This window comes from Micromonospora sp. C51, assembly GCF_018070435.1.
Classification (GTDB): domain Bacteria; phylum Actinomycetota; class Actinomycetes; order Mycobacteriales; family Micromonosporaceae; genus Micromonospora; species Micromonospora sediminimaris.
This window is the reverse complement of the sequence record NZ_JAGPXQ010000004.1, coordinates 80,079-105,506: the sequence shown is the minus strand read 5'-3', so window position 1 is coordinate 105,506 and position 25,428 is coordinate 80,079. Positions and strand designations below refer to the sequence as shown.

The following is a 25,428-nucleotide window of genomic DNA, read 5'->3' as shown; positions in this document are numbered from 1 at the left end:
GGTCGGCAGGTCAGCGGGCATTCTGGCGGGGGAGGATCACCTCACGCAGGATGAGCTGGATGGCGGCCACCGTCGGGATGGCGATCAGCGCGCCGATCACCCCCACCAGCGACACCCCGAGCAGCGCGGCCACCAGCGCCGCGACCTCGTTGACCTGCACCGAACGTCGCATGATCTTGGGATAGATGAGGTAGTTCTCGACCTGCTGGTAGATCACGAAGAAGATCACACAGGCGATGCCGACCGAGGGGTCGGTGGCGAAGCCGACCAGACTGACGATCACGGCCCCGAGGGTGGCGCCGATCTGCGGGATGAGGTCGGTCACCGCGACGACCACCGCCAGCGCGAACGGGTACGGCAAACCGACGATCAGCGCGAACACGAAGGTGCTCGCGCCGGCCAGCACCGCGATGGCAAGCGCGCCGACCATGTACGCCCCGACCTTGGTCAGGATCTCGTCGCCGATCAGCTGTACCCGCTGGCGACGGGAGCGCGGCACCAAGGCGTAGCCGAGGTCGCGGAGCCGGTCGAAGTAGACCAGGAAGTAGATGGTCAGCACCAGCACGGTCAGCACCCGGAAGACGGTGCCGAAGAGCAGTTGGGCGCCGCCGAGCACCCCGCCCAAGGCCCGGCCGACCACGTCCGCGCTGGCCGCCTCCTGCGCACGCCGCATCAGGTCGAACCGCTCGACCAGGTCGTTCACCGTCTCGTTGCGGCGCAGCGACTCAAGGTAGCTCGGCAACTGCTCGATGAACTGCCCGGACTGGGTCACGATCGGCGGTACCAGCGCCAGCACCCCGGCGGCGAGCAGCGCCAACACGACAAGCACGACCGTCGCCACAGCCAACCCGCGTGGAACTCCCCAGGAGTGCAGCCGGACCACCACCGGGTGCAGGCCCACCGCGAGGAAGAGCGCGATCACCACCAGGACCAGAATCCCCGCGGCGTTGCGCACCCCCAGATAGACCGCGTACGCGAGCAGTACGCCGAGCGCCCCGGTGAATCCGACCAGGAAACTGTTGCGCCGCAGCGGCCGCCCCGGCGTGCCGAAGCGGCCGGAGTCGACCCCTTCCGGACGCTGCGCCCCGCCGGCCGTCGTGGTCTCGCCGGCTGGCACCGCGTTCGTCGTACCGCCGCCGGGCCCTGCCGTCCGCGCGCCCTCCGGCGTCGCCTCCCGGGCTTGCGTCGCGTCACCCCGACCTGCTCCGGGCCGGTCGGGTTCGGCCGGCCTCGGCTCGGCCTCGTCGGGCTCGTGCTGTGCCATCCGGTCTCCCCGTCGGTCTTCCGGTGGTGCCCCCGGATCGTGCTGCCCCGGCCGGCGAGCCGCTGCGCGGACCTGGGGTGTGGTGCGGGCGCGCTGTCGAGCTGACGGCGTGGGTGGCTCAGTGCGGGCAGCTGCGGCCGATCACGCCTGCTTGAGCCGGTCGACGAAGGACCGCCAGGTCGACGGGGTGAACGCGAGCACCGGACCCTGCCGGTCCTTGCTGTCCCGGACGGCCACCACGCCGGGCAGGTTGTCGGCCACCTCCACGCAGTCGGTGCTGCCGCTGCGGGTGGAGGTGCGCCAGATCGCGCCGATCAGGGCCATGACTTCACCATTTCGTTGAGGAGTTCGATCGACTGCTGGCGGGACAGTGCCTCGTTGCGCACCGTCTCCCAGCGCGCCAACAGGGTAGCCAGACTCGCTTCGTTGTCGGTCGGTGAGGCGGTCAGTTGGGTCTCCTGGCTGGCCACCCAGCCACCGTCCACGTTCCGGGCCAACGAGAACGAGCCGTAGAGGCCGACGTGCAGCCCGACGCTGAGCGGTACGACGTGGACGCTGATGTTCGGGCGCTCGGCGGAGGCGATCAGGTGCTCGATCTGGTGCGCCATCAGCGCCTGAAGGCGCTGGTCCCGCCGGTGCAGGATCGCCTCGTCGACGACCGCGATGAGCTGCGGCGGGTCGGGCTGGGTGAGGATGGCCTGCCGGTCCAGTCGGGCGGCCACCCGCTGCTCCACCTCCTCGTCGCTGAGCAGGTCGTCGCAGCGGATCACCGCGCGGGCGTAGCCCTCGGTCTGGAGCAGCGCGGGGACCAGCGTGGGCTGGAAGACCCGGAGCTGCCGGGCCTGGCGTTCGGCGTCCAACCAGGGTAGGAACCAGGACGGCTGCCCCTCCCGCTCGGCGATCCGCAGCAGCGACGCCAGCAGGCCGCCGGAGGTCAGCACCTCGTCGGCCCGGGCCAGCAGCTGACGATCGTACGGTCGGGTGCCGGTCTCGACGGCGGAGACCATGGACGCCGAGTAGTGCACCAGCCTTCCGAACTCCTCCTGGGTGTGCCCGGCGGCGACCCGCAGCCGGCGTAGCTGTGACCGGATCAGATCCGCCGTCGTCTGTTCCACACTGCCTCCACAACCATCTGCCGAGAACCACTCGGTATCTCTCGGCGGCAGCTCCGGTGCGCACCAGGGCCACCACCAGCCTCGATGCCTTCTGACAGTAGTGGTCCGGTCAGCAGACTGTCAGCTATGCCGGATTTGGTCGTGGCCCGGAGGGCGCGGACGAGTTCAGGCGGGGGCCGCTCGCAATCCCCCTGCGAGCGGCCCCGACCCCTTCGAATTGCGCGCCGATCATGCAGTTGTGGTCGCGACAAAACCTGCGGTAATGGACAAAACAACGACCACAACTGCATGATCGCCGGTGGCCGGTGGCCGGTGGCCGGTGGCCGGTGGCCGGTGGCCGGTGGCCGCTGGGTGTCAGTCGGAGGTGACCTTGCTGGGCTTGGCGCTGCGCTCGTCGGTGGTCGGCTTGGTCGGGCGCTTGCCGTTCTCGCCGGTGCTGGTGATCTTCGTCGGGGTGGCGCCTCGGCCACCCTCGCCGGGTACCGCCGCCACCGTCGGCTCGCCGTCCAGCCCTTCGCTGGCGGTGCCGCCGTCGACGCTTGTCGGCTCGGCTGCCGGCTTGCTCGGCGAGGGATCCTCGACCGTGGTGACCGGTTCCGCCGCCGGCTTGGTCGCCGGCTCGGCATCGTTGCCGCTCGGACGGTCACCGGTTCGGCCGCCCCCTGCCGCAGCATCGTCGCCGGGGCTGCTGGCAGCGCCGCCGGAGGGAGTGACCGCCAGCGTGTCGCCGGAGGGTTGAGCGCCGTTCGCTGAGACGCCGGTGGGGTGTGCCCCGTTGGTGGACACTGCGGCAACCGCCGGTGGCGTCGAGCCGTCCGGCGCTGACGCGGCCTGTAGCCGCAGGCCGAGCAGCTTGCGCTCCAGCTCGTCGGACTCCTGCCGGGACTTCCACGTCTCCTGACGCAGGTCGGCGAGCTGCTGCTGGGCCTTGGCGATCTCCAGCATCACCTGGGCGAGCTGCTGCCGGCCGGCTGCGGCCTCCTGCTGCGTCGCGGCGAGGTGCTGCTGGGTGGTGGCCAGATGCTGTTGGGTGGTGGCCGCGTACTCCTCGAACTGGCGGCGGGACGCCGCGACGTGCTCGTCCGCCTCCCGCCGCACGGCGGTGACGTGCTCGTCCGCCTCCCGCCGGGTGGTGTCGGCGTACTGGTCGGCATCGCGGTGGGTGCTGGCCGCGTACTCGTCGGCCTCACTCCGCACGGCGGTGACGTACTCGTCGACTTCGCGTCGCTTCGCGGCCGACTCGGTCTCCGCCTGGCGCAGCAGCTCACCGGCCTGTTCCTCGGCACGTCCGCGTACCGTGGCGGCCTCCTGCTCGGCGGCCTGGCGGATCTGGTCGGCACCCTGCTCGATCTCGTTCTTCCGCGCCGTGTACTCGGACTCCAGCTGGGACCGCCGGGTCTCGAAGCCGGACTCCAACTCGGCGGTACGGGTGCGGATCCGCTCGTCCAGCTCGGCGTTGCGGGTCTTGTACTGCTTCTCCAGCTGATCGCGGCGGGCGGTGAACTCGCGTTCGGCGGTCGCCTTGCGCTCGGTCAGTTCCCGGTCGGCCGCCTCGCGTCGGCTGTTGACCTCCTTCTCCACCCCGGCCCGCCAGGCACCCAGCTCCTGCTGCGCCTGCGCCCGGGAGTGCTGCACGTACGCCTCGGTCTCGCTGCGCATCCGCTGGGCGTACGCCTCGGTCTCGGCGCGGGTGCGCTTGGCCGCCTCGGTCGCCTGGGTGCTCAGCCGCTCGGCCTCCTGGCGGGCCTTGTTGCGGGCGGCCCGGCCGGCCTCGGCGGCGTCGTCGATGATCTGCTTGGCCTCCTGCTGGGCCTTGGCGTGGGTGGCCCGGCCGGCCTCGGTGGCCTGGTCGACCAGCCGTCGCGCCTCCTGCTGGGCCTTGGCGTGCACCTCTTTTGCGGCGTCGCGAAGCTGGGTCGCCTCCTGCTGGGCGGTGGCGAGCGCCTCGCGGGCCGCCTCGCGTAGCTTGGTCGCCTCCTGCTGGGCCCGGCTGTGGATCTCCTTGGCCGCGTCCCGGAGCTGCGTCGCCTCCTGCTGAGCCCGGGCCAGCGCCTCCTGAGCGGACTTGCGCAGCCGGGCGGCCTCCTCCTTGGCGGACTTCGCGGCGGCCTCCGACTCGGCCCGGCGGGCCGCGGCCTGCCGCTCCTCCTCGGCCCGGCGAGCGGCCAGGGCGATCTCGAAATCCTTGAGCGCGGTGGCCGCCGCGACGCGGGCCTCCTCGATGATGTGCTCGGCGGCGGCCCGACGGGCTTCGATCTCTTCGTTGGCGGCGGAGAGGATGTCCTCGGCCTGTTCCTCGGCCAGCGTGAGGATCTGCTCCACCCGCGGCCCGAGGTGTCGGAAGGCGGCCCGGTCGACGACCCCGACCTGCTTGCGCACCTGAGCGAGGTCGCGTTGCAGCACCTCGACCTGACCGGCCAGCTTGTGGATCTGGGTGTACGCCTGTTCCCGTTCGGCCGCGAGCGCGGCGATCTCGTGCTCCGCACGAGCGACGTATCGGTCGACCTGTCGTTTCTCGTACCCCCGCAGGGCAGACTCGAAGCTGGGCTCCGTGGTCACGTCCCCGCCGAGCGCGAACAGTTCCTCGCCGTGCGACATGCTCCCATCCTCACACGCATCGGGCCCTCCTGGGGCGATACGGACGCCCCTGTTGGGACCTACTTCACGGCTCGGGGAAGGCGGCGCTGGTGGCCGGCCTGGGCCCCGCGAAACGCAGGGCGGCGCGGGGTGTCACCGGTCGCCCGATGTCACCCCGCGCCGTGGATCATGCCCCGGGTGTGATCAGCTGGTGGTTTCCGCAGCCACCTTGTCGTCCGCCCCGTCCGCCTTCTTGGCCGCCGGCTTGTCGCCCGCGGCAGCGGCGGCGTTGTTCGGCACGCCCGGAACGATGCCGGCCAGGCCGGAGAGCATCTGCCCGAGCTGCGAGGTGACGGCGTCCTTCTGCCGGGTGAGGTCCTCCACCTCGCGGCGCGCCGCCTGGGTGGTCAGCTCGGCCTCGGTGCGCGCCTCGTTGAGCAGGCGCTGCGACTCGGCGCGCGCCTCGCTCAGCGTCCGCTCGGACAGCGCCTTGGCCTTCTCCACCGTCTCGGTGGCGGTGCGCTCCGACTCGACCCGGCGGGCCTCGGCCCGCTGCTCGATCTCCTTGGCCCGATCCTGCGCGGCGCGGGCCCGCTGCTCGGCCTCGTTGACCAGCTTCTGGGTCTGCGCGACCTGGGCGGCGTGCCGCTCCGACTCCTCGCGCTCGGCCTTCTCCCGCCGCTCCGCGAGCTGCAGCTCCAGGGCCTGGAGGTCCTTGTCGCGCTTGTCGCGGGCGTCGGTGAGCAGCTTGGTCGCCTCGGCGCGCTTCTCCTCGGCCTCGCGGGCGGCCTTGGCCCGCTGCTGGGTGATCTCGCGCTCGGCGGTGGCCCGCAGGGTGGCCACCTCGCGTTCCACTGTGGACTTCAGCTCGGCGACCTCGTGGGCGGTCACCGTACGCAGCTGCTTGGTCTCCCGATCCGCGTCGGCACGCAGCGTGTCGGCCTCGCGGCGGGCCTGGACGCGTACCTCGGCGGCCTCGCGCTCGGCGGCGGTGCGGACGTTGCCCGCCTCCCGCTCGGCGGTGGCCTTCATGGCCGCGGCCTCGGCGCGTGCCTTGTCGGTGATCTCGCGCGCTTCGAGGCGGGCGGCGGAGAGAATGCCCTCCGACTCGCGCTTGGCCTCGTTGCGGTGGTCGTTGGCCTGCTCCTCGGCGAGCCGGAGGATCTGCTCGACCCGGGTGCCGAGGCCGGACAGCGTGGGCCGGCTGTTCTCCTCCAGCTGCTTGCTGGTGTCGGTGAGCTTCTGCTCAAGGGCAGTGAGCCGCTGCTCGGACTGCCGGAGCCGGCGCTGCGCGTCGTTGAGCGCCTGCTCGGCGTCGGCGCGGTCCTTGTTGGCCTGGCTCAGTGCGGCGTTGAGCCGGCCGATGAAGTCGTCGACCTGACCGGTGTTGTATCCGCGCAGGCCAACCGTGAAATCTGGCTGCGAGTTCGCGTTATCGAAGAACGCGAGAGGGGAGGACTGCTGCTGGGGCATTGGGACATACTGGCAGACTCCCTGGGGTGCTTCGCAAGAGCGTGCCGCCCTTTGCCGTCCGCATTACATGGTCAACTCCGCGCGGTGGCCGACCACCGGCGCGACATGCGATCTTGCCAGCTCCGGGGCGAGCTGGATGGCACGGAGCGTGACGTGGAAAAGCCGTGGCGCGGTGGCGCACGGCCCTTTGTTTCCGACGTCGCCCGCTCGCACGAATGGGCGTCGGGGCACCCGTGTGGAAAGCCATTCGGTGATCACCGAATGGCCATCGGTGCCTCGGCCGTCAGGTCAGCGCCCACGGAACCGGTTGATGGCCTCGGCGTGGCGGGCGCGCAGCTCGGGGTCGCGTACGCCGAGTCCGTCCTCTGGGGCCAGACAGCGGACGCCGACCTTGCCCTGGTGGGCGTTGCGGTGCACCTCGTACGCGGCCTGGCCGGTCTGCTCCAGCGCGTACGTCCTGGACACCGTGGGGTGGATCTTCCCCAGCGCCACCAGCCGGTTGGCCTCCCACGCCTCGCGGTAGTTGGCGAAGTGGCTGCCCACGATGCGCTTGAGGTGCATCCAGAGGTAGCGGTTGTCGTACTGGTGCAGGAAGCCACTGGTGGAGGCGCAGGTGACGACGGTGCCGCCGCGCTTGGCGACGTAGACGCTGGCACCGAAGGTCTCCCGGCCGGGGTGCTCGAAGACGATGTCCGGGTCCTCCCCGCCGGTGAGCTCCCGGATCCGCTCGCCGAAGCGACGCCACTCGTCCGGATCCTGGGTCTGCTCGTCGGACCAGAACCGGAAGCCCTCGGCGGAGCGGTCGATGACCAGCTCGGCGCCCATCCGCCGGCACAGCTCCGCCTTCTCCGGCGAGGAGACCACGCAGACCGGGATCGCGCCGCCGTTGAGCGCCATCTGGGTGGCGTAGCCGCCCAGGCCGCCCGAGGCGCCCCAGATCAGCACCACGTCGCCCTGCTTCATGTTCGCCCCGTGGTGCGACACCAGTTGCCGGTACGCGGTCGAGTTCACCAGCCCGGGGCTGGCCGCCTCCTCCCAGCTCAGGTGTGCCGGCTTGGGCATCAGTTGGTTGGCCTTGACCACGGCCAGCTCGGCCAGGCCACCGAAGTTGGTCTCGAACCCCCAGATCCGCTGCTGCGGATCGAGCATCGTGTCGTCGTGACCGGCCGCGTCCTCCAACTCGACCGACAGGCAGTGGGCCACCACCTCGTCGCCCGGGCGCCAGCGACTCACCCCGGCGCCGACCCGTAGCACCACGCCCGCCGCGTCCGAACCGACCACGTGGTACGGCAGGTCGTGCCGGCGGGCCAACTCGGAGGTGCGGCCGTAACGCTTGAGGAACCTGAAGGTGGACAGTGGCTCGAAGATGCTGGTCCAGACGGTGTTGTAGTTGATGGCGCTGGCCATCACCGCGACCAGTGCCTCGCCCGGGCCGAGTTCGGGCGTGGGCACCTGCTGGAGGTGCAACGCCTTGCGCGGGTCCTTGTCCCGGGTGGCCACGCCGTCGAACATCCGGGTCTCTTCGGCCCGGACCACCACGCCCCGGTAGCTCCCCGGTACCGGCAGTCCGGCGACACCGGCCAACTCGCGCGCCGGGTCGGCCGACCCGTCCGCCGCCATGATGGCTTCGAGGATGTCCTGCACGGTGACCTCCGGTTCTCGCCGCTCGGCGGCGGGCCTGGGGCTGCCATCGTCGACGCTGGTCGGCGGCGGTCACCATGTCGGCCACCACCACATCCCGCGTCTCCGGGCTACCTGTGAGGCCGGAGGTTACTGAACGGTAGCTAGGGTCGGAAGCCTCCTGTGAAAAAGTGCATCGGCCGCTGCGCGGAGGTGCATGCCCGCTCCGGCAAGCGCACACCTCCGTGCTCGCGGCGGCCGTGCGCGGCCTTCGGGTCAGTGCGACGCGGCCGGCTGGACCAGCTCGATCAGCACGCCGCCGGCGTCCTTCGGGTGCACGAAATTGATCCGCGAGTCGGCGGTGCCACGCTTCGGGGTCTCGTAGAGCAGCCGTACGCCGCGCTCGCGCAGCGCCGCGCAGGCCGCGTCGATGTCGGTCACCGTGTACGCCACCTGCTGAACGCCCGGGCCGTTGCGGTCGAGGAACTTCGCGATCGTCGACTCCGGGGTCAGCGGCGCGAGCAGTTGCACGCAACCGCCCTCGGTGCTCGGCCCGACCGCCAGCATCGCCTCCCGGACACCCTGTTCGGTGTTGGTCTCCGTGTGCACACAGCGCATCCCGAACGTGCGCTGGTAGAAGTCGATGGCGACGTCGAGGTCGGGCACCGCGATCCCGACATGGTCGATGCGGCGCAGCCCGATGTCTGTGACATAGTCGGCAGCGGGCTCGACGGGGGAGTTCTCAGGCATGACGTTAGTCTGGCCGAACAATCGTTAAGGCGTACAGGTCGGCACCCCCTCGGAGGCAGGTATGGCTTCGGTGATCGTCAGCGGCGCGCGGACCCCGATGGGGCGCCTGCTGGGCAACCTCAAGGACCTACCGGCGACGAAACTCGGCGGCATCGCGATCTCTGCCGCGCTCGAACGGGCGGGAGTCGCACCTGACCAGGTGCAGTACGTGATCATGGGCCAGGTGCTCCAGGCCGGCACCGGGCAGATTCCCGCCCGGCAGGCGGCCGTCGAGGCGGGCATCCCGATGTCCGTACCGGCCCTGACGATCAACAAGGTCTGTCTCTCCGGGCTCGACGCGATCGCCCTGGCCGACCAGCTGATCCGGGCCGGTGAGTTCGACATCGTGGTGGCCGGCGGCATGGAGTCGATGACCAACGCCCCGCACCTGCTGCTCGGCCAGCGGGCCGGCTACAAGTACGGCGACGTGGTGATCAAGGACCACATGGCGCTCGACGGGCTGACCGATGCGTGGGACTGCTGCTCGATGGGGGAGTCCACCGAGCGGCACGGCAGCACCCGGAGCATCACCCGGCAGGAGCAGGACGAGTTCGCGGCCAGCAGCCATCAGCGCGCCGCTGCCGCCCAGAAGAACGGCCACTTCGCCGAGGAGATCACCCCGGTGGTCATCCCGCAGCGCAAGGGTGACCCACTGGTGATCAGCGAGGACGAGGGCATCCGGCCGGACACCACCGCCGATTCCCTGGCCAAGCTCCGCCCGGCGTTCACCTCCGACGGCACCATCACCGCCGGCAGTTCCTCGCCGATCTCCGACGGCGCCGCCGCCGTGGTGGTGATGAGCAAGGCGAAGGCCAAGGAGCTGGGCCTGGCCTGGCTGGCCGAGGTGGGGGCGCACGGCAACGTGGCAGGCCCGGACAACTCCCTGCACTCGCAGCCCTCGAACGCCATCCAGCACGCCCTGCGCAAGGGCGGCCTGGCCGTCTCCGACCTCGACCTGATCGAGATCAACGAGGCGTTCGCGCAGGTCGGTATCCAGTCGACCCGTGACCTCGGAATCAGCCCCGACAAGGTCAACGTCAACGGCGGCGCGATCGCGCTCGGCCACCCGATCGGCATGTCCGGCGCCCGGCTGGTGCTCACCCTCGCGCTGGAACTCAAGCGGCGCGGCGGTGGCACCGGCGCGGCAGCGCTCTGCGGGGGTGGCGGCCAGGGCGACGCACTGATCATCCATGTTCCCGACCCCACCGAAACCGATCTGTGAGCGAGTCGAACACCCACGTCCCGGCGGCGGCCAGCGGTTCGGTGCGCCGCAGCCGGGACGTTCCGATGCTTGTCGAACGGGCCCGTGACGGTGACCCCCGCGCGGTGGCCCGACTGATCACTCTTGTCGAGTCGGGCGACGAGACCGTGCCGGCCATCGCCGCGGCGCTCGCCCCGTACACCGGACGGGCCCAGGTGGTCGGCCTGACCGGCTCGCCGGGGGTGGGCAAGTCCACCACCACGAACGAGTTGGTCCGGGCGCTGCGGGCCCACGGGCACCGGGTCGGCGTGCTGGCCATCGATCCGTCGAGCCCGTTCACCGGCGGCGCGATCCTCGGTGACCGGGTGCGGATGCAGGACCATGCCACCGACCCGGGCGTCTACATCCGCTCGATGTCCAGCCGGGGGCACCTCGGCGGGCTGTCGGCCGCCACCCCGCAGGCGGTGCGGGTGCTGGAGGGCGCCGGCTGTGACGTGGTGTTGGTGGAGACCGTCGGGGTCGGGCAGGCGGAGGTCGAGGTGGCCTCGCTCGCCGACACCACACTGGTGCTGCTCGCGCCGGGCATGGGCGACGCGATCCAGGCGGTGAAGGCCGGCATCCTGGAGATCGCCGACGTCTTCGTGGTGAACAAGGCCGACCGGGACGGTGCCGACGCCACCGTCCGGGACATCCAGGGCATGATCGCCCTCGGTGAGCGCGGTCCTGGCCAGTGGCGTCCGCAGGTGGTACGGGCGGTCGCCGCCCGTGGCGAGGGCATCGACGACGTCGCCGCCGCCATCGACAAGCACCGCGCCTGGCTGGTCGAGCACGACGAGTTGCGACGTCGGCGCGAGGCGCGGGCCGCCGCCGAGGTCGAGGCGATCGCGCTCGGCGTGCTCCGCGCCCGGATCGGCTCGCTGCGCGACGGTACGCAACTGCCGGCGCTCGCCGCCGAGGTGGCGGCCGGTGCCACCGATCCGTACGCCGCGGCCGAGGCGTTGCTCGCTCAGCTCGCCGGGTAACCGCGTCCACTACGGACCGCTGGAGGCGGTTAGGCTCGCACCCGCCGCGCGGGTGCGCGGGTACTGCGACGGCCGCTGGGGGACGCATGGACCACGAGATGACGCAGGAGTTGGCGATGACGCCGGACGCGGTGGCGGGCGGGCGTACCCACATCTCGGACGAGGTGGTGGAGAAGATCGCGGTGGCCGCGGCGAAGGCCGTGCCCGGCGTGGTCGAACTGGGTGGCGACGTCGCCCGGTTCTTCAACGCGGTGCTGGACCGGGTGGGTCTCGACCAGGTCGGCGACGCGCGCCGGGGCTGCTCCGCGCACATCACCAACGGCGGTGCCGTGATCAACCTGGTCATCGTGACGGACGCCGGGCATCCGGTACCGGAGGTGACCACGGCGGTGCGGGTCGAGGTGACCCGGGCGGTCGAGGCGTACGGACTGCGGGTCGACGAGATCAACATCCGGGTGGACGACGTGGCCATCGACGGCCCCGCCGCCTGAGTTCGGGCAGCTCAGGTTACCGGTCGGTACGAACTGCCTTATCGATCGTTCAGGTAAGGGCTCTACACTCGGTTGCAGTCGAGGACTCGAGGAGGAGCCCGGGGATGAACGCCGACGACATCGCGGCCGGGCGGGCCCGCTGGCAGGCCCGCTACGACTCCGCGCGCAAGCGGGACGCCGACTTCACCACGCTCTCCGGGATGCCCGTCGAGCCGGTCTACGGTCCACCGGAAGGTGCCGCGTACCCGGGGTTCGAGCGGATCGGCTGGCCGGGGGAGTTCCCCTACACGCGGGGCCTCTACCCGACCGGCTACCGGGGGCGGACCTGGACGATCCGCCAGTTCGCCGGGTTCGGCAACGCTCGGCAGACGAACGAGCGCTACAAGATGATCCTGGGCGCTGGTGGCGGCGGGCTCTCGGTCGCCTTCGACATGCCCACCCTGATGGGGCGCGACTCCGACGACCCGCAGTCGCTCGGCGAGGTGGGCCACTGCGGGGTGGCGGTGGACAGCGCCGCCGACATGGAGGCGCTCTTCGACGGCATCGACCTGGCCGGGGTCACCACGAGCATGACCATCTCCGGCCCGGCGGTGCCGGTGTTCTGCATGTACCTGGTCGCCGCCGAGCGTCAGGGCGCCGACCTGTCGAGTCTGGACGGGACGCTGCAGACCGACATCTTCAAGGAGTACATCGCGCAGAAGGAGTGGCTGTTCGACCCGGAGCCGCACCTGCGCCTGATCGGCGACCTGATGGAGTACTGCGCGGCTGAGATCCCGCGGTACAAGCCGCTGTCGGTCTCCGGCTACCACATCCGCGAGGCCGGCTCGACCGCCGCGCAGGAACTGGCGTACACCCTGGCCGACGGCTTCGGTTACGTCGAACTGGGACTGTCGCGCGGGCTTGACGTCAACGTCTTCGCCCCCGGGCTGAGCTTCTTCTTCGACTCGCACGTCGACTTCTTCGAGGAGATCGCCAAGTTCCGGGCCGCCCGCCGGATCTGGGCCCGCTGGCTGCGCGACGTCTACGGCGCCACCAGTGAGAAGGCGCTCTGGCTGCGGTTCCACACGCAGACCGCCGGCGTGTCGCTGACCGCGCAACAGCCGGTCAACAACGTGGTACGCACCGCCGTCGAGGCGCTCGCCGCCGTGCTCGGTGGCACCAACTCGCTGCACACCAACGCCCTGGACGAGACCCTCGCCCTGCCCACCGACGAGTCCGCCGAGATCGCCCTGCGTACGCAGCAGGTGCTGATGGAGGAGATCGGGGTGACGAACGTGGCCGACCCGCTGGGCGGCTCCTGGTACGTCGAGGCGCTCACCGACCGGATCGAGGCCGAGGCGGAGGAGATCTTCGCCCGGATCCGCGCGCTCGGCGGCGACGGCCCACACCAGATCGGGCCGATGACCTCCGGCATCCTGCGGGGCATCGAGGACGGCTGGTTCACCGGACAGATCGCCGAGGCCGCCTTCGCGTACCAGCAGGCGTTGGAGAAGGGCGACAAGAAGATCGTCGGCGTCAACTGCCACACCGGCACGGTCGCCAAGGAGCTGGAGATCCTCCGCATCTCGCACGAGGTGGAGTTGGAACAGCGTCGGATGCTGGCCGAGCGCAAGCACGGTCGGGACGATTCCCGGGTACGTGCCGCGGTCGAGGCGATGGTGGCGGTGAGCCGTACCGGGGAGAACATGATCCCGGCGATGCTCGACGCCGTCCGGGCGGAGGCGACCCTCGGCGAGATCTGCGACGCGCTGCGCGCCGAATGGGGCGTTTACCGCGAGCCCGCACGGTTCTGACCTTCGCCCCATCAGGGCGGCTGGGCAGGGGTGACAGTGGCAACTGCGCGGGCCGAGGCTGATCCGAGTTCGGCGAACTGCGTGCGAGACTAGATAACCATGAGCGACCCACGGATCACCTCGTCGATCTTTACCCGCGGCGCGGTCGACCTCAGCGCGCTGCGCACCCCTGCCCCCAGTTCCACACCGGCTCCGGTTCAGGCCGGCCCGCCCGCCGGGGCACCCGGCGGCGCCGTCGGCGGAGTCACAGTCGTCGACGTGACCGAGGCGACCTTCCAGTCGGAGGTCCTGGAGCGCTCGTTGACCACACCCGTCGTGGTCGACTTCTGGGCCGAGTGGTGCCAGCCCTGCAAGCAACTCTCTCCGGTGCTGGAACGGCTGGCGGTCGAGGGCGGCGGTGCCTGGGTGCTCGCCAAGGTCGACGTGGACGCCAACCCGAGGCTCGCGCAGATGTTCCGGGTCCAGGGCATCCCGATGGTGTACGCGGTGGTCGGCGGGCAACCCGTGGACGCCTTCTCCGGCGTGGTGCCCGAGGCACAGCTTCGCCAGTGGCTCCAGGCCGTCCTCAAGGCCGGCGGGGTGAGCGTGGCCGAGCCGGAGGATCCACGGCTCGACGAGGCGGACGACGCGCTGATGAGTGGCGACCTGGACGCCGCCGAGCAGGCGTACCGCAAGATCCTCGCGGAAACCCCGGCGGACGCCGCGGCCGAGGCCGGGCTGGCCCAGGTGGGACTCGCCCGCCGGGTGGCCGGGGCCGACCCGCAGGCGGCGCTCACCGCCGCGGCGGCCGACCCCGACGATGTCGACGCCCAACTGCTCGCCGCCGACATCGAGGTGCTGAGCGGCCTGGCCGATCAGGCGTACCAGCGCCTGGTCGGGCTGGTGCGCCGCACTGCCGGCGACGACCGGGAGAAGGTCCGTCAGCACCTGATCGGCCTGTTCACCATCGCCGGGCCAGAGGATCCCGCAGTCGCCTCGGCCCGCCGGGCCCTGGCCAGCGCCCTGTTCTGAGTACCTGCCACGCCAGCGCGGGCCGGCGTGTCGCCGGCCCGCCTCCACCCCACGAGGACGGGAGCTTCAGTGAGCGCGAGGAGTGAGCTTGCGAGCCCCGCAGTCGCGAACGGAAGGTGGGCTCAGTGAGCGCGAGGAGTGAGCTTGCGAGCCCCGCAGTCGCGAACGAAGGCGGCCCATGATGCGCCGGATCGCCGTCCTCGACGCGCCGAGCAACCTCGGCCTGCGCCCGCCGACGCCTACCTCCGTTCCCGGCTGTGGGAAGGCGCCGGGCGCGCTACGGGACCAGGGACTGCTGCCCCGGTTGCGCGCCCGTGACGCGGGTTGCCTGACTCCGCCCCGCTACGACGCCGGTGACTGGCGACCCGGGGACGGCGTCTGCCACGCGCGGGAGATCGCCGACTACTCGGCGGCACTGGCCGACCGGATCGGCGCGATCATCGACCGGGGAGAGTTCCCGGTGGTCCTCGGCGGTGACTGCTCGATTCTGCTCGGCTCGGCGCTGGCCATGCACCGGCTGGGTGAGGCGGTCGGCGGCCGGATCGGGCTGGTCTTCGTCGATGGCCATTCCGACTTCCGACACCCCGGCAACGCCTCGTACGTGGGCGCGGCGGCCGGTGAGGATCTCGCCCTGGTGACCGGTCGGGGCCAGGCCGACCTGGCGGCCATCGAGGGCCGGCGCCCCTACTTCCGGGACGTCGATGTGGTGGTGCTCGGCATCCGCGCCCAGGACGAGTACCGGCTCGACCTGCAGGCCGCCGGGATCATCACCCGACCGGTGCCAGCGCTACGCGCCGAGGGCGCGGCCCGTACCGCCCAGTGGGCGCACGAGCAGCTGGCCGACTGCGCCGGCTACTGGGTGCACGTCGACGTGGACGTGCTCGACCCCGCCGTGATGCCGGCGGTCGATGCGCCCGATCCTGGCGGCATCGCCTTCGCCGAGCTGGAGATTCTGCTCGCCGGTCTGGTCGACACCCCGCACTGCCTCGGTGTCGAGCTGACCGTCTTCGACCCCGACTACGACCCGGACGGCGCGTACGCCGCGGAGATCGTCAACACCGTGGTATCCGGCCTGCGCCCGGTGACCGCCCCCGGCTCGGTGCCACCTCGGCTGCGTCCTGAGGAGAGGCTCCGTCCCACCCCCGGCCCGCGCCGGGGCCTCGAACAACTCGGCCCACCCGACGCACCGGCACCTGTCGACCGCGGTCAGGCCGGCGACCATCGCCACAGCGACGGTCGCCGGAGTGGCGGTGGCGTGGGCGGTGGCGGCGGCACGGACGGCGGCGGCGCGGGCGACGGCAGTGGCGGTGTGGGTGGCGGCAGCGCGGGCGGCGGTGACCCGGTCGATGGTGGCCTGGCTGATCATGACCTGGCCGATGGTGGTGTAGCCGATGGTGACCTGGGCGGCACCGCTTTCTCGACGGGGGTCAATCGTCCGGCGACCGCCACCGGCGGGCCGGCGGCCTGACAGAGCGCCGCCGTCTCATCCCGCCGCCGTTCCGGACAACTTCAGAGTTGTTGCTGCCTGGAGGCCCCGCTGACCCAGCAACAACCCCGAAGTTGCTTACCGGAGAGCGTTGCGGGGGATCAGCGGCGGTGTGGGGCTGAGGGGTTTAGTCGGCCAGAGCGCGGAGGAAGCGCTCGACGATCGGTACCGCGGTGCCGCTGCCCGAGCCGCCCTTCTCGACGAAGACGGCGAACGCCACCTCGCCCTGCCAACCGACGAACCAGGCGTGGGTGTTCTCCGGGTTGTCGTCGTACTCGGCGGTGCCGGTCTTGCCGTGCACCGGCTCGCCCGGCACGTCCCGCAGGGCCGTGCCGGAGCCGCTGGTGACCACCTCGCGCATCATCTCCTGGACTGCCGTGACCGCCTCGGGCTTCAACTGCGGCCCCGACCCGGCGACCGGTGCCGGCGCCGGATCCACCAACAGCTTCGGCGGGACGAACTGGCCCCTGGCCACGGCTGCGGTGGCCGCCGCCATGGCCAGCGGGCTGACCACGGTCGTGCCCTGACCGATCGCGGCGGCGGCCTGTTCGGTGGCGCCGCCACCGGCGGAGACCTTGCCGGTGAACGCGTCGAGGCCCAGGTCGCCCCACTCGCCTTCCAGGCCGAGAGTGCGTCCGGCGGCGGCCAGGCCGTCCGCGCCCAACTGCGGGGCGAGCGCGGTGAAGGCGGTGTTGCACGACTTGGCGAAGTCGGTGCGGAACGGCACCTCGCCGAGGGCGAAGTCATCGGAGTTCTTGAAGGAACGTCCGTCCACGACGAACCTCTTCGGGCAGGCGACGGTGGTGTCCGGAGTCACCGCCCCGCGTTCGATCAGCCCGAACGCGCTTACCATCTTGAAGGTGGAGCCGGGTGGCACCTGCGCGGTGAAGGCCAGGTTCTCCCCGGCGGCACCGGGGCCGTTGGCGGCGGCGAGTACGGCGCCGTCGGTGACCCGTACGGCCACCAGGGCGGAGCGCCGGCGTTCGCCGCGCAGCGCCCGGTCGGCGGCGTTCTGGGTGGTCACGTCGAGCGTGGTACGAACCGGCTGGCCGGGCTGGGGCTCACGGCGGAACACCTCGGTGCCGGTCGGTTCCACGGTCCCGTCCGGCCCCGGACGGTTGATCACGACGGCCAGCCCCGGTACGCCGCGTAGCCGTTCGTCCCAGCGGCCCTGCAATCCTCCGTGACCGACGAGGTCGCCGGCGGAGTAGCGGTCGGAGTGGTTGGCGAGGTCCTCGGCGTACGCCGGATCGACGCTGCCGAGCACCGCCCGGGCGAACTCGCGGGTCGGGGCGAGGTCCAGCTTGTCGGTCGGGAACTTCGTCCCCGGCAGGTCGTAGATGCGCGACTTGATCTGCCGGTACGCCTCGTCCCGAAGGGTCACCACCTCGACGAACGCGTCCGGTTTGGCCTCCTTCAGCCGTTTGGGGAGGTCCGACAGGTCGACCGGCGGCGTGATCGCAGGCCGGATGGCGCGGAACGCGGCGTCCAGTTCGCGGACCATGGCCTTGACGTCGGTCACCTCGCTGGGCCGCAACCCCACCCGGACCACGTCGCGCGGCGCCACGATCGGCTCGCCGGCACCGTCCAGCACGGTCGCCCGCGGCGCACGGTCCCGCCGCAGCCCCAACCGGTCACCCCGAGTGAGCTGTTCCTGAACGATCTGCGGCTCCCAGATCACCTGCCACTGGTCGTCGCTGCCCTGGCTGAGTCGCAGCGGACGGTCGTACGCCCAGAGCGTCCCGCCCGGTAGCGTCCACTCGGCCCGGATGGTGGCGGTGGCGGTGTCCCGGACCACCTCCGGATCGCCCTGGCGGGTCAGCGCGAGCGGAGCATCGACGAGCTCGCCGGAGAGCTCCCGGATCTCCCGGACGACGTTGGCTGCGGGAACCTTCGCGCCGGTCGGGTCGACGAAACCGACCGCGTTCAGGTCGCCCTTGCGCCAGCCGTCGAGGAATGCGTCGACGGTTTGCTGCGGGCCGTCCTCGCCCGAGCAGGCGACCAGACCGGCCGCTACGACCAGGCAGGCGACGACGACGGTCAGTGGCGACCGGCTGTGGCGTTGTCGGCGCGGAACGTACATCTGGTGCTTCCTCCTGGTCGGCTGCTCCGCACGCTAGTACGCCGGAGCGACGGCCACTGTCCCGGATGGGTCTGGTCAGGGGAAAAGACGGTCTCGTGACGGTGTGATGAACAACATCAGGCGGGGTACTCCGAACCCGGTCGAACCTCGTACCGCAACGGGTGAAAGGACGGCGTCGGAGATCCGGACGTCCGGCCGGTGGTCCGCCGACGGAGGAACCGATCGGTCGGCCTAGGCTTGGCGGCAGAGTGACCCACAGCGTTGTGGGTCGAGGGGAGTGGCACCGATGGACCGGCGTCCGGCGATCAAACCGGAACCCGACCTCCGGCAGGTTGACACCAGCCGGGACGACAGTTTCGACACGGCGACCGACGGGGACGGTTTCGGTCGGCTAGACACAGGTGCGACCGGAATGACCGGTTCGAGCATCGACACTCTCTACGACCTGGGACTACCGCCGGAGGCGCTGACCGACGACGCGGAGGACGCCGAGTTCGACGAGCCGGTGCCCAACGCCGAGCGCCTGGTGGCCCAGGCGGTGTCGCTGGCCGGTGACGATCATGATGCGGCGACCCTGGTGGGCAGGTTCTGGCGGTTCGCGCCGGACGAGGAGCTGATCGGGTTCACCGCCGAGGAGATGCTCGACGCCGCCCGCGCGCACCGGGAACTGGCCCGGCAGCGGGTACCGGGTGAGTTGAAGCTGCGGATCCACTCGCCCGACGCGGAGCAGCACCACAGCGTCATCGAGATCGTCACTGACGACATGCCGTTCCTGGTCGACTCGGTGACCGCCCTGCTCAACACCCACCATCTGGACGTCCACCTGCTGGTGCACCCGCTGGTCGTGGTCCGCCGGGAGCCGTTGGGTCGGCTGGTCGAGGTCGCTGCCGACGTGGAGCCGGACGACGCGATCTCTGGCGACCTGGTCGAAAGCTGGATGCGGATCGAGATCGACCCGGTCCGTGATCCGGAGGAGCGGGACAAGCTACGCCGGGAACTGCAACGGGTGCTGACCGACGTGCGGGAGGCCGTCGAGGACTGGCCGAAGATGCGTCAGAGCGCCCTCGCCCTCGCCGACGAGTTGGCCGCCGCGCGCACCAGTGACAACCGGCCACCGGTGCCGGAGAAGGACATCACCGACTCGGTCGAGCTGCTGCGTTGGCTCGCGCACGACCACTTCACCTTCCTCGGGTACCGGGAGTACCGGCTGGTGCCGAATTCGGCCGAGGGCGGGCCGGCGCTGGAAGCGGTGCTCGGCACCGGACTGGGCATCCTGCGTCAGGACTCGCCGGAGGCGCGGGCGCTGTCCTCGATGACGCCCGAGGCGCACGAGAAGGTCACCGAGAAGCGCCTGTTGATCATCACGAAGGCGAACTCGCGGGCCACCGTGCACCGCTCGGCGTACCTCGACTACATCGGCTTCAAGATCTTCGACGAGGACGGCGAGGTGGTGGGCGAGCGGCGCTTCCTGGGCCTGTTCTCCACCGCCGCGTACCGGACCAGCGTCCAGGAGCTGCCGGTGGTTCGGCGCAAGGTCGCCGAGGTGCTGGACCGGTCGGGCCTGAGCCTGCGCAGCCACTCGGGCAAGGATCTGATGCAGATCCTGGAGACGTACCCGCGCGACGAGTTGTTCCAGATCAAGACCGACGACCTGTACCACGCGGTCATCGGGGTGCTGCGGATGGCGGGCCGCCGGCAGTTGCGGGTGTTCCTGCGCCGGGACGCGTACGGGCGGTTCATCTCCTGTCTGATCTACCTGCCCCGGGACCGGTTCACCACCCAGAACCGGCTGCGCATGCAGGACATCCTGCTGCGTGAGCTGAACGGTGTCGGGGTGGACTACACCACCCGGGTGACCGAGTCGATGCTGGCCCGGGTGCACTTCATCGTGCGGACCGACCCGACGAGCCCGCCCGGCGACATCGACGCCGACCTGCTGGCCGAGGAGCTGGCCGACGCCACCCGGTTGTGGGACGACGACTACCGGCTGGTGCTGGAACGCAAGCTCGGTGACGAGCAGGCCAAGCACCTGTTCGGCCGGTACGCCGACGCGTTCCCGGAGGGCTACAAGGATGGGCACACGCCGTACGAGGCGATGAAGGATCTGGCCAAGCTGGAGCTGCTGGAGGAGCCCGGCCAGCTGGAGATGCACCTGTTCCGCAAGCAGTTGGCGCCGCGTGCCGTGGGCCGGGGCCCGGACGTCGACGAGTCGATGGACGTGCGGTTCAAGGTGTACCGCTACGGCGAGCCGATGATGCTCTCGGCGGTGCTGCCGGTGCTGCACTCGCTCGGCGTGAAGGTGGTCGACGAGCACCCGTACGAGGTGGAGCGGGTCGACGGTCGGATCTGGCTGTACGACTTCGGGCTACGACTGCCGGAGGGGCACCAGGAACTGGCCGAGGTGCGCCCGCACGTGGAGAACGCCTTCGCGGCGGCCTGGCGTGGCGAGGCCGAGGTGGACCGCTTCAACGAGTTGGTGCTGCTCGCCGGGCTGACCTGGCGTCAGGTGGTGGTGCTGCGGGCGTACGCGAAGTATCTGCGACAGACCGGCACGGTGTTCTCGCAGGACTACATGGAGTCCACCTTCATCGCGTACCCGCACCTGGCCACGTTGCTGGTGCAGCTCTTCGAAGCGCGGTTCGAGCCGGGCCCGGTCGACGCCGAGCAGCGTCAGCGGCGGGGCGCCGAGCTGGTGGCCGAGATCCGTACCGCGCTCGACGACGTGGCCAGCCTCGACCAGGACCGGATCCTGCGGTCGTACCTGAATCTGATCCAGGCCACCCTGCGCACCAGCTTCTATCAGCGGCCGGTGGGCGGGCGACCCAAGCCGTACGTCGCCTTCAAGCTCGACCCGCAGGCGATCCCCGAGTTGCCCGCGCCGCGACCGAAGTTCGAGATCTTCGTGTACTCGCCCCGGTTCGAGGGTGTGCACCTGCGGTTCGGGCCGGTGGCCCGGGGCGGCCTGCGCTGGTCCGACCGGCGGGAGGACTTCCGTACCGAGGTGCTCGGTCTGGTCAAGGCACAGATGGTGAAGAACGCCGTCATCGTGCCGGTCGGTGCCAAGGGCGGTTTCGTGCTCAAGCAGCAGCCGGGTGACCGTGATGAGGCGGTGACCTGCTACAAGGAGTTCGTCTCGGCGCTGCTGGACGTCACCGACAACATCGTGGCCGGTGAGATCGTGCCGCCCGACGACGTGGTCCGGCACGACGGCGACGACCCGTACATGGTGGTGGCGGCGGACAAGGGCACGGCCACCTTCTCCGACACCGCGAACGAGATCTCGACGGCACACAACTTCTGGATGGGCGACGCCTTCGCCTCCGGCGGCTCGGCCGGATACGACCACAAGAAGATGGGCATCACCGCCCGGGGCGCGTGGGAGTCGGTCAAGCGGCACTTCCGCGAGATGGGGCATGACACCCAGAGCCAGGACTTCACCGTGGCCGGGGTGGGCGACATGTCCGGTGACGTCTTCGGCAACGGCATGCTCCTGTCGGAGCACATCCGGCTGGTGGCCGCGTTCGACCACCGGCACATCTTCCTGGACCCGGACCCGGATGCGGCCACCTCGTACGCCGAACGCAAGCGGCTGTTCGACCTGCCCCGGTCCACCTGGGAGGACTACAACGCCGAGCTGATCTCGGCCGGTGGTGGGATCTACCCGCGTACGGCGAAGTCGGTGCCGGTGTCACCACAGGTCCGTGCCGTGCTCGGGCTCGACGACGACGTCGACCAGCTCAGCCCGCAGGAGTTGATGAAGGCCATCCTCACCGCACCGGTCGATCTGTTCTGGAACGGCGGCATCGGTACCTACGTCAAGGCGTCCAGCGAGACCAACGATCAGGTGGGCGACAAGTCCAACGACGCGATTCGGGTGGATGGTCGCAACCTGCGCTGCCGGGTGGTCGGTGAGGGCGGCAACCTGGGCTTCACCCAGCACGGCCGGATCGAGTACGCCCAGGCAGGCGGCCGGATGTACACCGACTTCATCGACAATGCGGCCGGGGTGGACTGCTCCGACCACGAGGTGAACATCAAGATCCTGCTGAACACCGCGGTCGCCGACGGTGAGCTGAGTGTCCCGGAGCGGGACGAGCTGCTGGCCCGGATGACTGACGAGGTCGCGGAGCTTGTCCTGCGGGACAACTACGACCAGGCCCGGGCGATCAACAACTCCCAGGCCCAGGCGACCTCGCTGCTTCCGGTGCACCGACGGATGATCACGGAGTTGGAGCGTGCCGGCGTCCTGGACCGGTCGCTGGAGGCGCTGCCGCCGGACGAGGAGCTGGCGGTACGCACCGAGTCCGGGTTGACCGCGCCGGAGTTCGCCGTGCTGCTGGCGTACGTGAAGATCGCCTTGGAGAAAGAGATCCTCACCGACGGGCTGCCCGACGAGGAGTGGACCGGTGAGGTACTGGTCAACTATTTCCCGACGCCGATGCGGGAACGGTTCGCCGACCGGATGAACCGGCACCGGCTGCGCCGCGACATCGTGACCACGGTGCTGGTCAACGAGGCGATCAACCGGGGCGGGATCTCGTTCGTCTTCCGGGTGGTCGAGGAGACCGCCGCCACGGCGGCGGATGTGATCCGGGCGTACGTGGTGGTCCGTGAGGTCTTCGGACTGCGCGAGCTGTGGGACGCGGTCGAGGCCCTGGACAGCCGGATCGATCCGGAGTTGCAGACGAACGTCTATCTCGACACCCGACGGTTGCTCGACCGGGCGGTCCGGTGGCTGGTGACCAACCGCCGCTCGCCGATCGACGTGCCGGCGGAGATCGACCGACTGCGGGACGGGATCGCCCGGCTGCTGCCCCGGATGGAGACGCTCTTCTACGGCAGCGAGCGTGAGTCGATCGCGGCCCACATCGACTCCATGACCGAGCGTGGGGTGCCGCGTGAGCTGGCCGAGCGCAGTACCCGGCTGATGTACAGCTTCGGCCTGCTGGACGTGGTGGAGACCGCCACCGGCACCGGGCGGGACGTCGGCGAGGTCGCCTCGGTCTACTTCGTGCTCTCCGACCGGTTCCGGGTGGACTCGCTGCTGTCGAAGATCTCCCTGCTGCCGCGGGAGGACCGGTGGCAGACGCTCGCGCGGATGGCGCTGCGGTACGACCTGTACGCCGCACTCGCCGCGCTCACCGCGGAGGTGCTGGATTCCACGCCGGGCGACCTGTCGCCGCAGGAGCGGGTACAGCAGTGGGAGCAGTCGAACGCCACCTCGATCCACCGCGCCGAACGGGCGATGGGCGAGTTCGACGAGTCCCGCGCGGACCTGGCGGCTCTGTCGGTCCTGCTGCGCCAGATCCGTACCCTGGTCCGCACCTCCGCCGCCACCTGACCCACCCCGCCACCGCGATCATGCAGTTGTGGCGCCCCGAACGTGTGGAGACACGGCTTATGTTCGGTGCCACAACTGCATGATCGGCGGGGCGGGGCGGGGCGGGGTCAGGGCGGGGTCAGGGGATCAGTGAGGCGAAGACGATCACGTTGTCGGGATAGTCGCCGGTCGCCTCGTCGAACTGGCCGCCGCAAGTGATCACCCGCAGGCCCGGCCGGTCGCTGGGGCCGTACACCTGCTCGGTGGGGAAGGCGTCCTTCGGGTACGAGGCCACCGAGTCCACCCGGAAGGTGGCCGTCCGGCCATCGGCCCGTTCCACGCTTAGGGTGTCGCCGGGTTGCAGGGCCCCGAGGGAGAAGAAGACGGCGGGACCGATCGCGGCCGAGTCGACGTGTCCGACGATGACCGAGTTGCCCGGCTCGCCCGGGCTAGGGCCGGGCTCGTACCACCCGGCGAGCAGCGCCTGGTCGAGCGGGGGCACCTGGACGGTGCCGTCGGGGTTGGTGCCGAGCGCCATGATCCCGGCGCGGACCCCGATCCGGGGGATGTTGATGGTGGTGGGAGTGGCGCGGGACAGCCCGGTCGGTACCCGCTGCGCGCCGTCGAGGTCGGCTCCGGCGAGCGGACCGTTCGGGGACGGGTCGCTCGTCCCCGCCACGGGCTGCGGTGGGCGCGGCGAGTCGGTGGTCTTCAGTGCAGCGCCGAGGAGGCCGGAGCCCATCATGGCGAGCAGGACGACGACGGCGGTGCCGACGGCACGCCACGGTCCACCGTGACGGCCGCCGGCCCGTCTCGTCGTCGCGTCAGGCCGCGAACTCATCGGCCCGACGACGGCGCATCAGCACGAGGCCACCGAGGGCGGCCGCGCCGACCAGGCTCGCCCCGGCGGTGGCCAGGCCACGGTCGGCACCGGTGGCGATGCCACCGTCGCCGCCGTCGACCCCACCGTGCGGCAGGACGACCAACTCGCCCGTGCCACAGGAGCCCTCCAACTCGTACGTGCCGGGCTTGGCGTCCCGGGCGACGTGAGCCTCGCCGTAGTAGACGAAGTCCTTCTTGTGCTCCCAGCTGTCCTTGCCGCGCTCGTCGGCCTCGTCCGCCGCCCAGTCGCGCTTGCCGGACCAGTCGGCCTCGCCGGAGCGGTCTTCGCTCCCGCCGGACCAGTCGCTCTCGCCCGACTCACCCGACCAGTCGCTCTCGCCCGACTCACCCGACCAGTCGCTCTCGCCCGACTCACCCGACCAGTCGCTCTTGTGCGACTCACCCGACCGGTCTTCTTCGCCGGACCAGTCACGCTCGGCGGAGTCCGAGCCGCTCTCGTACCGACCGGACCAGTCGCCGGCGGACTCCTCGTTGGCCGCGTCGCCGCTCTCGTCCTGGCCCTTCCAGTCCTTCTTGTCGTGGTCCTTCTTGTCGTGGTCCTTGGAGTCGCGACCGCTCTCGGCGTCCTGGCCGTGCTCCTCGCCCTTCCAGTCGTCGCGGACGTCAGCGCCGCCGCCCCAACCGCCGCTGGACTCGCCCTCCGCGGGCTGCGAACGCTCGTGGCCGGACCAGCCCTCGCTGTCCATGCCGCCTTCGGCGGCGCCGTTCTCCTCGCGCCAATCCTTGTGGTCGCCACGCGAGTCGCCGTCCCGGGCCGGTTCAAGCTTCACCTTCCCGGTGACCTTGGACCAGACGAAGGGGTGCTCCTGCTCCTCGGGGCAGATCTGCACGAGCTTGACCTCTTCGCCCGCCTTGACGGCGTGCGGCTTGGCGAAGACCTTGCCTTCGTCCGTCTGCGGTTGGCCGTCGGCGTACGCGGCCCCTGGCGCGAACACCAGCAGGGAGGCGCTGCCGAGGGCAGCACCCGCAACGACCTTCCCCAGCATCTTCTTAGCCATGACCTGTGTCACTCCATCCCTGTTGTCCTGCGGCCGGCAACAACCGAGCCAGAACCGACGTTAGACCGTTTCATGACTTATGCAGGGAAAAATTCGTGTTCTGGCATTCGTTCGGTCTGTCGGGTTCTGCGGTCTGACTGCCCGGGGCGTGCCGGCCTGTCCGGCGCCTGGTGGGATGGGTGGCGCAGGGCTTGCCAGGGTGCGTCGCTCGCGTTGTAGTGGTGTTGGGGCATTTGCCCGATAGGGTTTCGAAAATATCGAACCATTGCCATGGAAGCGCTC

17 protein-coding genes are annotated in these 25,428 nt (G+C 70.7%); 7 read left to right on the top strand and 10 right to left on the bottom strand.

Going from position 1 to position 25,428, the window contains the following annotated elements:
* Window positions 1–10: 10 nt before the first annotated feature.
* From KBX50_RS07360 to mce, 7 genes are all read right to left on the bottom strand, one after another.
* Entirely contained in the window at window positions 11–1,264 is a 1,254-nt protein-coding gene (locus KBX50_RS07360) for an AI-2E family transporter (protein WP_210935767.1), read from the bottom strand.
* A gap of 141 nt (window positions 1,265–1,405) precedes the next feature.
* A complete protein-coding gene (locus tag KBX50_RS07355) occupies window positions 1,406–1,588 on the bottom strand; it encodes a DUF397 domain-containing protein (protein WP_210935765.1) in 183 nt (60 codons plus the stop codon).
* Window positions 1,579–2,379: a helix-turn-helix transcriptional regulator gene (locus KBX50_RS07350; protein WP_210935763.1), complete on the bottom strand. Its 801-nt coding sequence runs from the start codon at window positions 2,377–2,379 to the stop codon at window positions 1,579–1,581. Before KBX50_RS07350 ends, KBX50_RS07355 begins: the two co-directional genes overlap by 10 nt.
* Window positions 2,380–2,733: 354 nt before the next feature.
* The gene (locus KBX50_RS07345; RefSeq protein WP_210935761.1) at window positions 2,734–4,977 is read right to left on the bottom strand and encodes a hypothetical protein; all 2,244 of its coding nucleotides are present in this window, start codon (window positions 4,975–4,977) and stop codon (window positions 2,734–2,736) included.
* A gap of 183 nt (window positions 4,978–5,160) precedes the next feature.
* On the bottom strand, window positions 5,161–6,429 hold the full coding sequence (locus KBX50_RS07340) for a DivIVA domain-containing protein (protein WP_210935759.1): 1,269 nt from the start codon (window positions 6,427–6,429) through the stop codon (window positions 5,161–5,163).
* A 288-nt stretch (window positions 6,430–6,717) separates the two neighbouring features.
* Window positions 6,718–8,073 carry a crotonyl-CoA carboxylase/reductase gene (gene ccrA, locus KBX50_RS07335; protein ID WP_210935757.1) on the bottom strand — a complete coding sequence of 452 codons (1,356 nt, stop codon included), beginning with the start codon at window positions 8,071–8,073 and terminating at the stop codon, window positions 6,718–6,720.
* 252 nt (window positions 8,074–8,325) lie between these two features.
* Window positions 8,326–8,799: a methylmalonyl-CoA epimerase gene (gene mce / locus KBX50_RS07330; RefSeq protein ID WP_210935754.1), complete on the bottom strand. Its 474-nt coding sequence runs from the start codon at window positions 8,797–8,799 to the stop codon at window positions 8,326–8,328.
* Between the two features lie 61 nt (window positions 8,800–8,860).
* On the opposite strand from mce, the gene KBX50_RS07325 reads away from it, so the two are divergent.
* The 6 genes from KBX50_RS07325 (at window position 8,861) to KBX50_RS07300 (ending at window position 15,824) form a co-directional block, all read left to right on the top strand.
* The gene (locus tag KBX50_RS07325; RefSeq protein ID WP_210935752.1) at window positions 8,861–10,060 is read left to right on the top strand and encodes an acetyl-CoA C-acetyltransferase; all 1,200 of its coding nucleotides are present in this window, start codon (window positions 8,861–8,863) and stop codon (window positions 10,058–10,060) included.
* Window positions 10,061–10,125: 65 nt separating this feature from the next.
* Entirely contained in the window at window positions 10,126–11,061 is a 936-nt protein-coding gene (meaB, locus tag KBX50_RS07320) for a methylmalonyl Co-A mutase-associated GTPase MeaB (RefSeq protein ID WP_247673316.1), read from the top strand.
* Between the two features lie 86 nt (window positions 11,062–11,147).
* Window positions 11,148–11,552 (top strand): Asp23/Gls24 family envelope stress response protein, encoded by a 405-nt coding sequence (locus KBX50_RS07315; protein ID WP_210935748.1) that lies wholly within the window; start codon window positions 11,148–11,150, stop codon window positions 11,550–11,552.
* 104 nt (window positions 11,553–11,656) lie between these two features.
* A complete protein-coding gene (locus KBX50_RS07310; RefSeq protein ID WP_210935746.1) occupies window positions 11,657–13,345 on the top strand; it encodes a methylmalonyl-CoA mutase in 1,689 nt (562 codons plus the stop codon).
* Between the two features lie 99 nt (window positions 13,346–13,444).
* Window positions 13,445–14,356: a tetratricopeptide repeat protein gene (locus tag KBX50_RS07305; RefSeq protein ID WP_210935744.1), complete on the top strand. Its 912-nt coding sequence runs from the start codon at window positions 13,445–13,447 to the stop codon at window positions 14,354–14,356.
* A 178-nt stretch (window positions 14,357–14,534) separates the two neighbouring features.
* On the top strand, window positions 14,535–15,824 hold the full coding sequence (locus tag KBX50_RS07300; RefSeq protein WP_307870875.1) for an arginase family protein: 1,290 nt from the start codon (window positions 14,535–14,537) through the stop codon (window positions 15,822–15,824).
* 145 nt (window positions 15,825–15,969) lie between these two features.
* On the opposite strand, the gene KBX50_RS07295 is transcribed toward KBX50_RS07300, so the two are convergent.
* Entirely contained in the window at window positions 15,970–17,925 is a 1,956-nt protein-coding gene (locus KBX50_RS07295) for a penicillin-binding transpeptidase domain-containing protein (RefSeq protein ID WP_210935742.1), read from the bottom strand.
* Between the two features lie 286 nt (window positions 17,926–18,211).
* On the opposite strand from KBX50_RS07295, the gene KBX50_RS07290 reads away from it, so the two are divergent.
* Window positions 18,212–23,266: an NAD-glutamate dehydrogenase gene (locus tag KBX50_RS07290; protein WP_210935740.1), complete on the top strand. Its 5,055-nt coding sequence runs from the start codon at window positions 18,212–18,214 to the stop codon at window positions 23,264–23,266.
* A 118-nt stretch (window positions 23,267–23,384) separates the two neighbouring features.
* Here KBX50_RS07290 and KBX50_RS07285 read toward each other — a convergent pair whose 3' ends face one another.
* Together KBX50_RS07285 and KBX50_RS07280 are read right to left on the bottom strand one after the other, a co-directional pair.
* The gene (locus KBX50_RS07285) at window positions 23,385–24,086 is read right to left on the bottom strand and encodes a class F sortase (RefSeq protein WP_210935738.1); all 702 of its coding nucleotides are present in this window, start codon (window positions 24,084–24,086) and stop codon (window positions 23,385–23,387) included.
* Window positions 24,070–25,146: a hypothetical protein gene (locus KBX50_RS07280; RefSeq protein WP_210935736.1), complete on the bottom strand. Its 1,077-nt coding sequence runs from the start codon at window positions 25,144–25,146 to the stop codon at window positions 24,070–24,072. Before KBX50_RS07280 ends, KBX50_RS07285 begins: the two co-directional genes overlap by 17 nt.
* Window positions 25,147–25,428: the final 282 nt, after the last annotated feature.

Coding starts and splice junctions, on each gene's coding strand:
- KBX50_RS07360 (WP_210935767.1), bottom strand. CDS start 1,264: ATGGCACAGCACGAGCCCGACGAGGCCGAGCCGAGGCCGGCCGAACCC.
- KBX50_RS07355 (WP_210935765.1), bottom strand. CDS start 1,588: ATGGCCCTGATCGGCGCGATCTGGCGCACCTCCACCCGCAGCGGCAGC.
- KBX50_RS07345 (WP_210935761.1), bottom strand. CDS start 4,977: ATGTCGCACGGCGAGGAACTGTTCGCGCTCGGCGGGGACGTGACCACG.
- KBX50_RS07340 (WP_210935759.1), bottom strand. CDS start 6,429: ATGCCCCAGCAGCAGTCCTCCCCTCTCGCGTTCTTCGATAACGCGAAC.
- mce (WP_210935754.1), bottom strand. CDS start 8,799: ATGCCTGAGAACTCCCCCGTCGAGCCCGCTGCCGACTATGTCACAGAC.
- KBX50_RS07325 (WP_210935752.1), top strand. CDS start 8,861: ATGGCTTCGGTGATCGTCAGCGGCGCGCGGACCCCGATGGGGCGCCTG.
- meaB (WP_247673316.1), top strand. CDS start 10,126: ATGCTTGTCGAACGGGCCCGTGACGGTGACCCCCGCGCGGTGGCCCGA.
- KBX50_RS07315 (WP_210935748.1), top strand. CDS start 11,148: ATGGACCACGAGATGACGCAGGAGTTGGCGATGACGCCGGACGCGGTG.
- KBX50_RS07310 (WP_210935746.1), top strand. CDS start 11,657: ATGAACGCCGACGACATCGCGGCCGGGCGGGCCCGCTGGCAGGCCCGC.
- KBX50_RS07305 (WP_210935744.1), top strand. CDS start 13,445: ATGAGCGACCCACGGATCACCTCGTCGATCTTTACCCGCGGCGCGGTC.
- KBX50_RS07300 (WP_307870875.1), top strand. CDS start 14,535: ATGATGCGCCGGATCGCCGTCCTCGACGCGCCGAGCAACCTCGGCCTG.
- KBX50_RS07295 (WP_210935742.1), bottom strand. CDS start 17,925: ATGTACGTTCCGCGCCGACAACGCCACAGCCGGTCGCCACTGACCGTC.
- KBX50_RS07290 (WP_210935740.1), top strand. CDS start 18,212: ATGGACCGGCGTCCGGCGATCAAACCGGAACCCGACCTCCGGCAGGTT.
- KBX50_RS07285 (WP_210935738.1), bottom strand. CDS start 24,086: ATGAGTTCGCGGCCTGACGCGACGACGAGACGGGCCGGCGGCCGTCAC.
- KBX50_RS07280 (WP_210935736.1), bottom strand. CDS start 25,146: ATGGCTAAGAAGATGCTGGGGAAGGTCGTTGCGGGTGCTGCCCTCGGC.